This window comes from Streptomyces sp. PA03-1a (assembly GCF_033792805.1).
GTDB lineage: Bacteria > Actinomycetota > Actinomycetes > Streptomycetales > Streptomycetaceae > Actinacidiphila.
In genome coordinates this window covers 23,253-30,486 of the sequence record NZ_JARAVO010000106.1, presented here as the reverse complement: position 1 = coordinate 30,486, position 7,234 = coordinate 23,253, and the positions used below count along the sequence as shown (strand labels likewise).

Annotated in this window: 9 protein-coding genes; 4 read left to right on the top strand and 5 right to left on the bottom strand. The window is 73.6% G+C overall.

All coding sequences use genetic code 11. The annotated features are described in order from the left end of the window. Both PV341_RS23715 and PV341_RS23710 read right to left on the bottom strand, forming a co-directional pair. Nucleotides 1-533 (bottom strand): hypothetical protein (locus PV341_RS23715; RefSeq protein ID WP_500358921.1); only part of this gene is annotated, 533 nt, incomplete at its 3' end. 76 nt (nucleotides 534-609) lie between these two features. After that, nucleotides 610-1,104 (bottom strand): helix-turn-helix domain-containing protein, encoded by a 495-nt coding sequence (locus tag PV341_RS23710; protein WP_499513159.1) that lies wholly within the window; start codon nucleotides 1,102-1,104, stop codon nucleotides 610-612. Nucleotides 1,105-1,261: 157 nt separating this feature from the next. On the opposite strand from PV341_RS23710, the gene PV341_RS23705 reads away from it, so the two are divergent. The 4 genes from PV341_RS23705 to PV341_RS23690 all read left to right on the top strand — a co-directional run bounded on the left by PV341_RS23705 (nucleotide 1,262) and on the right by PV341_RS23690 (nucleotide 4,338). Beyond that, the gene (locus PV341_RS23705) at nucleotides 1,262-1,729 is read left to right on the top strand and encodes a bacteriocin immunity protein (RefSeq protein WP_500330799.1); all 468 of its coding nucleotides are present in this window, start codon (nucleotides 1,262-1,264) and stop codon (nucleotides 1,727-1,729) included. 95 nt (nucleotides 1,730-1,824) lie between these two features. After that, a complete protein-coding gene (locus PV341_RS23700) occupies nucleotides 1,825-2,913 on the top strand; it encodes a MerR family transcriptional regulator (protein ID WP_500330797.1) in 1,089 nt (362 codons plus the stop codon). A gap of 9 nt (nucleotides 2,914-2,922) precedes the next feature. After that, nucleotides 2,923-3,702: a 2-phosphosulfolactate phosphatase gene (locus PV341_RS23695; RefSeq protein WP_500358920.1), complete on the top strand. Its 780-nt coding sequence runs from the start codon at nucleotides 2,923-2,925 to the stop codon at nucleotides 3,700-3,702. An 87-nt stretch (nucleotides 3,703-3,789) separates the two neighbouring features. After that, nucleotides 3,790-4,338, top strand: a complete 549-nt coding sequence (locus PV341_RS23690) for a DinB family protein (protein WP_500358919.1) — start codon at nucleotides 3,790-3,792, stop codon at nucleotides 4,336-4,338. A gap of 4 nt (nucleotides 4,339-4,342) precedes the next feature. On the opposite strand, the gene PV341_RS23685 is transcribed toward PV341_RS23690, so the two are convergent. The 3 genes from PV341_RS23685 to PV341_RS23675 all read right to left on the bottom strand — a co-directional run bounded on the left by PV341_RS23685 (nucleotide 4,343) and on the right by PV341_RS23675 (nucleotide 7,168). Beyond that, on the bottom strand, nucleotides 4,343-5,170 hold the full coding sequence (locus PV341_RS23685; protein ID WP_500330792.1) for a MerR family transcriptional regulator: 828 nt from the start codon (nucleotides 5,168-5,170) through the stop codon (nucleotides 4,343-4,345). A gap of 100 nt (nucleotides 5,171-5,270) precedes the next feature. Continuing rightward, nucleotides 5,271-6,299, bottom strand: coding sequence for an aspartate-semialdehyde dehydrogenase (locus tag PV341_RS23680; protein WP_499513153.1), 1,029 nt, complete (start codon nucleotides 6,297-6,299; stop codon nucleotides 5,271-5,273). Further along, nucleotides 6,296-7,168, bottom strand: coding sequence for a dihydrodipicolinate synthase family protein (locus PV341_RS23675; protein WP_500330790.1), 873 nt, complete (start codon nucleotides 7,166-7,168; stop codon nucleotides 6,296-6,298). The genes PV341_RS23680 and PV341_RS23675 overlap by 4 nt, the downstream gene beginning before the upstream one ends. Between the last annotated feature and the right edge of the window lie 66 nt (nucleotides 7,169-7,234).

The window sequence follows — 7,234 nt, the reverse complement described above, 5'->3', positions numbered from 1 at the left end:
CGACCGCGATGTCCTCGACCTGGGCGGCGGCCTCGCCCCGCCAGGTCGCGACCGCGTCCTTGCCGCGCGGCCGGGACGGGCTCGGGCTCGATCGCGACCGCGATGTCCTCGACCTGGTCGGCGGCCTCGCCGCGCCAGGTCGCGACCGCGTCCTTGCCGCGCTCGGCCAGGCCGTCGTAGGCCTCCTTGGCACGGACCGCGTACTCGGCGGCACGGCCCACCTGCTGCAGCGCGAAGTCCTGTGCGGAGTCACGCAGCTTGCGCAGGTCGCCGTCGATGGTGCCCAGGAGCTCGTTGACCTTGGCCTGCGCCTTGGTCTGGGCGTCCTTGGCCTGCGCGGTCACCTTCTCCTGCACGGCCTTGGGGTCGGTGCCGCGGATCTTCTCGATCCGCTCGGGGGCCTCGGCGCGGATCTTCTCGATCAGCGGCGGGACCTCCTTGAGCTTCTCGGCCGCGAGGTCCGCGGTCCCGGCCAGCGCGTACAGCGGGGTCGGGTCCTTGAGGGTCTTGACGATGTCTTCGGTGATCGCCATGAGGGTTTCTCCCGTTTGAGGATGGTGGCGTGTACGTCTGTTCAGTCGCCCGTTCCGCGCGACCGGGCGCAGCCGGTCACCCGGCGGCCGCGGCGTCGTCGCCGCTGCCCGGTCCGGCCGGTCCGGACGCGTTCGGCTTCAGCACGGCGACAGCCTTCTTCGCCGCCTTCTTCGCCACGTGCTCGCGCGGCGCGGCGGGCTGCTCGTCAAGAGCTTCCTCCACTGCGGCGTTCTCCTTGCGGAACGACTCGTAGATCTGCAGGAGGACTTGCTTCTGCTTCTCGTTGATCGCCGTGTCGGCCAGGATGGCGGTCCGCACCTCCATCCCCTCGCCCTGGTCCCGCTCGTCGAGGATCCCTGCCTGCACGTACAGGGTCTCGGCGGAGATGCGCAGCGCCCTGGCGAGCTGCTGCAGGATCTCGGCACTGGGCTTGCGCAGCCCGCGCTCGATCTGGCTGAGGTAGGGGTTGGACACCCCCGCGGCGTCGGCGAGCTGACGCAGGGACAACTGCGCGTTGCGCCGCTGCTCCCGCAGGTACTCACCGAGGGTGCCGACGTTCAGTGAAGCCATGCCTCCGAGGATGCCGCGCGGTGCTAACTTTTGCAAGCAAGATGCTTGCAAAAGTCTCGTTAAGGGGATGTGACATCCCCCGCACGGCCCAGCCGGCCGCGGCGAACCCACGGCGCCGCCCCGGCCCGCTGTCGGCCCCGGCCCGCATAATGCCGCCGTGGACCTGCGCGCCGAACTGCTCCCGCCGCCCGTCAACCCGGAACGACTGGCGGAGGTCGCCCGTGAGATCGAGCGGATCGAGGACCTGGCCGGCTCCGGCGAACCGACGGAGGAGGCCGTGGCCGCCTTCAACGAGCGCACGGGCCACGACTACCTGCTGTCCGACTTCGTCCGGTACGACGTGTCGCGCGACCTGGAAGGGTTCGCCCGGGAGGCCGCCCGGCCCGCCCGGCCCGCCCGGCCGCGGGTGGCGGACATCACGCGTGAGGAACTCGTCGAGATCGTCCGCCGTGTCGATGCCGACCCGGCCGGCGAGGACACCGACTACTACCTGCGGCTCTTCGACTGCAACACCCCGCACCCCCGGGCCTGCGACCTGCTCTTCCACCCCCCGGCCGGCCTCGCGGACGCCCCGCCCGAACGGATCGTCGACGCCGCGCTCGCCTACCGGCCGATCGCCCTGTGAACCGCGCCCGGGTGGCCGGTTGACCTTGACCTTGGGGCAGGCCACAGCATCGAAGCGGCCGGGCGGCTTGCCCGGCCCGAGGGAGGGAGCCCGCCATGGACTCGCTGACGATCGGGGCGTTCGCGAAGGCGTCCCGGCTGTCGCCGAAGGCGCTGCGGCTGTACGACGAGCTGGGGCTGCTGACGCCCGCGCGGGTCGATCCGCTGACCGGCTACCGCCACTACGCCCCCGCCCAACTGGAGCGCGCCCGGCTCGTGGCCTGGCTGCGGCGGCTGGGGATGCCGCTGGCCCGCATACGTGAGGTGTGCGCGCTGGACGCGCCCGCCGCCGCGCGGGAGATCCGGGCGTACTGGGCGCAGGCCGAGGCCGCGCACGGCGCGCGGCGGGACCTGGCCGCCTTCCTCGTCGATCACCTGTCCCGGAAGGACTCCGTCGTGAACGACGCGAACGACTCCAACCACGCGAACCGCTCCCTGGAACTGCGCTACGCCGCCCTTTCCGACGCCGGCCTGGTCCGGCCCGGCAACCAGGACACCGCCTACGCCGGCGCCCGGCTGCTGGCGGTGGCCGACGGCTTCGGAGACGAGGGGGCGCCGGCGGGCGCCGCCGCCGTCGACGCGCTGAAGGAGCTCGACGCCGCTGCCGCCCCCGGCGGTCTGCTGGACCTGCTGCAGGACGCCCTGGACAGGGCCGACGAGACCGTACGCGGCTTCGCGGACTCGGGCACCACGCTCACCGCGCTGCTGTGGTCCGGGGAGCGGCTGGCCCTCGTCCACATCGGGGACTCCCGGGCGTACCTGCTGCGCGACGGCGAACTGTTCCGGATCACGCACGACCACACGATGGTGCAGTCGATGGTGGACGAGGGCCGGCTGACCGAGGCCGAAGCCGCCTCGCACCCCCAGCGGTCGCTGCTCGTACGGGCCTTGGGTTCCGGCACCCGTCCCGCCGGGCGCCTGCCCGACCTGCGGCTGCACGACCCGCGTCCCGGCGACCGCTACCTGCTGTGCACGGACGGCCTGTCCACCGTCGTCCCGGACGACGAGCTGCGCCGGGTGCTCGCCTCCGGCGCCGGGCCCGGGGAGACGGTGCGCACGCTGGTCGGGCTGGCCAACGCCGCCGGCGGTCCGGACAACGTCAGTTGCGCGGTCGCCGATGTACAGGAGAGGTCCGCGGCGGCATAGTCCTCGCCCATGAGCGAGGAATGGTTTCTGCAGACACGCCACGGGGTGCGGTTCGAGTGGGGACCGGAAGGCGCCCGGCGGATCGGGGCGCACGTGGCGTGCCTCGTCGTCGTCGACGTCCTGTCCTTCACCACCGCGGTGACGGTGGCCGTCGAGGCGGGCACCGCGGTGCACCCGTACGCCTGGCGCGACGCGACGGCGGCCGCGTACGCGCGGCGGGTCGGGGCGCGGCTGGCCGTGGGGCGGCGGGAGGTCAGCGAACGCTCGCCGTGGTCGCTGTCCCCCGCCGCCCTGCGCCGTGCGCCGTACACCCCGCGGCTGGTGCTGCCCTCGCCCAACGGATCGACGATCGCCGCGGCGGCCGGGGAGGCGGCGACCGTCGTCGCCGCCTGCCTGCGCAACGCGACCGCCGTCGGCGCGTGGCTCGCCCGGCACGGCTACGGCGTCCGGGACCGCCCCGTCGCGGTGATCGCCGCGGGCGAGCGCTGGCCCGACGGGACCCTGCGGCCCGCACTGGAGGACCTGCTCGGCGCCGGTGCGGTCGTCACCGCGCTGCGGGGGCACGCCCCCGCCGTGACGCTCTCCCCCGAGGCGCGCGCCGCGGCGGCCGCCTTCACCGGGGCGCCCGACCCCGCCGGCACCGTCGCGGCCTGCGCCTCAGGGCGCGAGCTCAGCGGCGGCGGTTTCCCGGAGGACGTCGCGATCGCCACCGAGTTCGACGCCGCCACCGTCGTCCCGGTCCTCTCCGAGGGAGCCTTCTCCTCGCGGCCCATCGCGGACCGGAACTGACCGCATCGGTGCGTAACGTCGAAGACATCGGAGGACGCCGGAACACCGGCGCCCACGACCGAGGCCGATGGCCAAAGGGAGCGCGCGATGCCGACGGTGGTACGGAACGAGACGGGTGAGCGGGACGCGCTGCTGGCGTACCTGGAGGCGCAGCGCGGCGGGATGCGCCGCGCGGTGCTCGGGCTCACCGACGAGCAGGCCTCCTCCCAGCCGAGCGTCAGCGAGATGAGCCTCGCCGGGCTGGTCAAGCACGTCGCCAGGACCGAGGAGTCCTGGGTGCAGGGCCTGCTGCTGGGCCACGAGGACAAGAAGGGCACCGAGGCGGACTACCTCGACGGCTTCCGGCTACTGGAGGGCGAGACCCTCGCCGGCTGGCTGGAGGAGTACGCGCGGATCGGCCGGGAGACCGAGGAGGCCGTCCTGGCGCTGCCCGACCTGGACGTCGTGGTGCCGCTGCCGGACGCGCCCTGGAACCCGCCGGGCATGAAGGTCAGCGCCCGATGGATCCTGCTCCACCTGATCGAGGAGACCGCCCGGCACGCCGGGCACGCGGACGTCATCCGCGAGTCCCTGGACGGCCGGACGGCCTTCGAGCTGGTCGCCGAGGCGGCTCAGCAGGGCAAGCCCATGGGCTGACCGGTCACGCCACCGTGGCCACCGGTTCCTGCAGCTCCGTCACCCATGTGTCGGGATGCCCTTCGCACTCCAGGTACAGCTCGCGGGGGTAGCCGAGGGACCGGTGGCCCTGGGCGTCGATCCCCCGCGCCAGGGCCTGGGCGCTGCGCAGGACGTCGTCCATGGAGCCGCGGTGCACGATCGTCGCCGCGCTCTCCAGCTCCGGCAGGTCGACGACCGCGAAGTCGTACCCGCCGTCCGGATCGGCCGCGACCTGCAGCCCGGCGTGGACGAGGATCGCGCCCTCCCCCTCCGGGGCGTCCTCGTAGTACGCGACCCCCGGCCCCACCGGCCGCACGCCCGCCGCGTCCAGCCGCCGGCACAGCTCCTCGTACAGCGGCTGGATGACGGGCCCGATCTGCGCCGGCTCGAACCCCGCCGCGGTCGCCGTCAGCTCCGCGAGCCGCACCGCGGGCACCCTCTTGATCACCACGTCGTCGGTGGACATCCGTCCCTCGCTCTCGATCGTGCGGAGCCTCGCCTCGACGCCCGCCAGCCGCGCCGCGTCCGCGGCCATCGCCGCCGCGAGCTCTGCGCGGCGCAGCCGCAGCATGCCGCGCAGCTGCTCCGCGCTCACCTCCTCGTCGAGGATCGACCGCACCTGTTCGAGCGTGAAGCCGAGGTCCTTGAGGGCGATGATGCGGTTGAGCCGGGCGAGCTGCCCGGCGGCGTAGCTGCGGTAGCCGGTGGCGGGGTCGACACGGTCGGGGCGCAGCAGTCCGACGGCGTCGTAGTGACGCAGCATGCGGACCGACACGCGGCCGTGCCTGGCGAAGTCTCCGATTCCGAACATGACGTCTCCGAGTCCAGCGCCTCACACGGTGTGAGGGTCAAGCGGGACGGCGGATGCCCCGGCGCGGTCGGCGCCGGGGCATCCAGGGGGGCGAACGGGGTCAGCCGCGCAGCTCGGCGGCGACCAGCTCCGCGATCTGGACGGCGTTGAGAGCGGCGCCCTTGCGCAGGTTGTCGTTGGAGAGGAAGAGCGCGAGGCCGTGCTCGACGGTCTCGTCCACCCGGATCCGGCCGACGTAGGAGGGGTCCTTGCCCGCGGCCTGCTGCGGGGTGGGGATCTCCGACAGCTCCACGCCCGGGGCCGCGCCCAGCAGCTCGTACGCGCGCGCCACGCTGACCGGACGCTCGAAACGTGCGTTGACCTGCAGCGAGTGCCCGGAGAACACGGGCACGCGGACGCAGGTGCCGGACACCTTCAGCTCCGGGATGCCCAGGATCTTGCGGGACTCGTTGCGGAGCTTCTGCTCCTCGTCGGTCTCGAAGCGGCCGTCGTCGACGATCTTGCCGGCCAGCGGGACGACGTTGAACGCGATGGGCCGCTGGTAGACCGCGGGCTCGGGGAACTCCACGGCCTCGCCGTCGAAGGTCAGCTCGGTCGCCCGGTCGGCGACCTTGCGCACCTGGCCGTCGAGCTCGGCGACACCGGCCAGACCGGAGCCGGAGACCGCCTGGTAGGTGGTGGCGACGAGCGCGGTCAGCCCCGCCTCCTCGTGCAGCGGGCGCAGCACGGGCATGGCGGCCATGGTGGTGCAGTTCGGGTTGGCGATGATGCCCTTGGGCCGGTCGGCGATCGCCTGGGGGTTGACCTCGGCGACGACCAGCGGGACCTCGGGGTCCATCCGCCAGGCGGAGGAGTTGTCGATCACGACCGCGCCCGCGGCGGCGACCTTGGGGGCCAGCGCCTTGGAGGTGGCGCCACCCGCGGAGAACAGCACGATGTCGAGACCCGAGTAGTCCGCGGTGGCCGCGTCCTCGACCGTGACCTCGCCGTCCTTCCACGGCACGGCACGTCCCGCCGAACGGGCCGACGCGAACAGCCGCAGCCGCTCCACCGGGAAGTCGCGCTCGGCCAGCACCTTGCGCATGACACCGCCGACCTGGCCGGTGGCTCCGACGATTCCGATCCTCATCCGGTCTCTCCGATCAGTGCGTACGTACGGTCCCGAGTATCCCCCGATGCGGCGAGTGCCCGGAGTGCCGTCTCGAGCGACGGTCGCCCGGCGGGCAGCAGCGGCAGCCGCACGTCGGGGGTCGGGATGCGTCCCTGGGCGTGCAGCACCGCCTTGATCACCGTGGGGTTCGGCTCGGCGAAGCAGGCGGCGGCGAGCCTCGCGAGCGCATGCCCGCGCTCCGCGTCGTGGAAACGGGCCTCCTCCACCCACCGCTCGGTGGCCAGGTGCGCGGACGCCGCGATCGCCCCCCGCGCGCCCAGGGCGAGCAGCGCCGGCGCGAACACGTCGTCCCCGGCGTACAGCGGCACCTCCCCCACCAGCAGCACGGTGTCCTGGTCGATGCCGCCGACGGCGTGCTTGAAGCCCGCGACCCCGTCGATCGCGGCGACCCTGCGCACCGTGTCCGCGGTGAGGGCGAGCCCGGTGCGGTAGGGGATGTTGTAGACGACCAGCGGCACCGCGGACGCCCGCGCCAGGGCCTCGAAGTGCGCGACGACCCCTTCCTGCGAAGGCCTGACGTACGACGGCACGGACACGAGCGCGGCGTCCGCGTCCAGCCCCGCGAGTTCCGCCGCGGCCCTGCGCGTGTCCGTCCCCCCGGCGCCCACGGTGTACCGCAGCCCCCGCTCGCGGCACACCCGCCCCACGGTCTCCCGGACGACCGCCTTCTCGGCCTCGTCCAGCATCGCCGCCTCGGCGGTCGTCCCCAGCGCCACCAGCCCGGCGACACCCCCGTCGGCCACCTCGTGCGCCAGCCGCCCCAGCGCGCCGGCGTCCACGCGGCCGGCCTCGTCGAAGGGCGTGATGAGCGGTACGTGAATACCCATGCCATCGAGCGTGGGCCCACGGCACCCTCAAGGTCCAGTTAATAGTCCTTCATCCCACCGGTAAGC

Excerpts from the sequence above, each read along its gene's own strand:
- PV341_RS23710 (WP_499513159.1), bottom strand. The coding sequence starts at position 1,104 with ATGGCTTCACTGAACGTCGGCACCCTCGGTGAGTACCTGCGGGAGCAG.
- PV341_RS23700 (WP_500330797.1), top strand. The coding sequence starts at position 1,825 with ATGGACTCGCTGACGATCGGGGCGTTCGCGAAGGCGTCCCGGCTGTCG.
- PV341_RS23695 (WP_500358920.1), top strand. The coding sequence starts at position 2,923 with ATGAGCGAGGAATGGTTTCTGCAGACACGCCACGGGGTGCGGTTCGAG.
- PV341_RS23690 (WP_500358919.1), top strand. The coding sequence starts at position 3,790 with ATGCCGACGGTGGTACGGAACGAGACGGGTGAGCGGGACGCGCTGCTG.
- PV341_RS23685 (WP_500330792.1), bottom strand. The coding sequence starts at position 5,170 with ATGTTCGGAATCGGAGACTTCGCCAGGCACGGCCGCGTGTCGGTCCGC.
- PV341_RS23680 (WP_499513153.1), bottom strand. The coding sequence starts at position 6,299 with ATGAGGATCGGAATCGTCGGAGCCACCGGCCAGGTCGGCGGTGTCATG.
- PV341_RS23675 (WP_500330790.1), bottom strand. The coding sequence starts at position 7,168 with ATGGGTATTCACGTACCGCTCATCACGCCCTTCGACGAGGCCGGCCGC.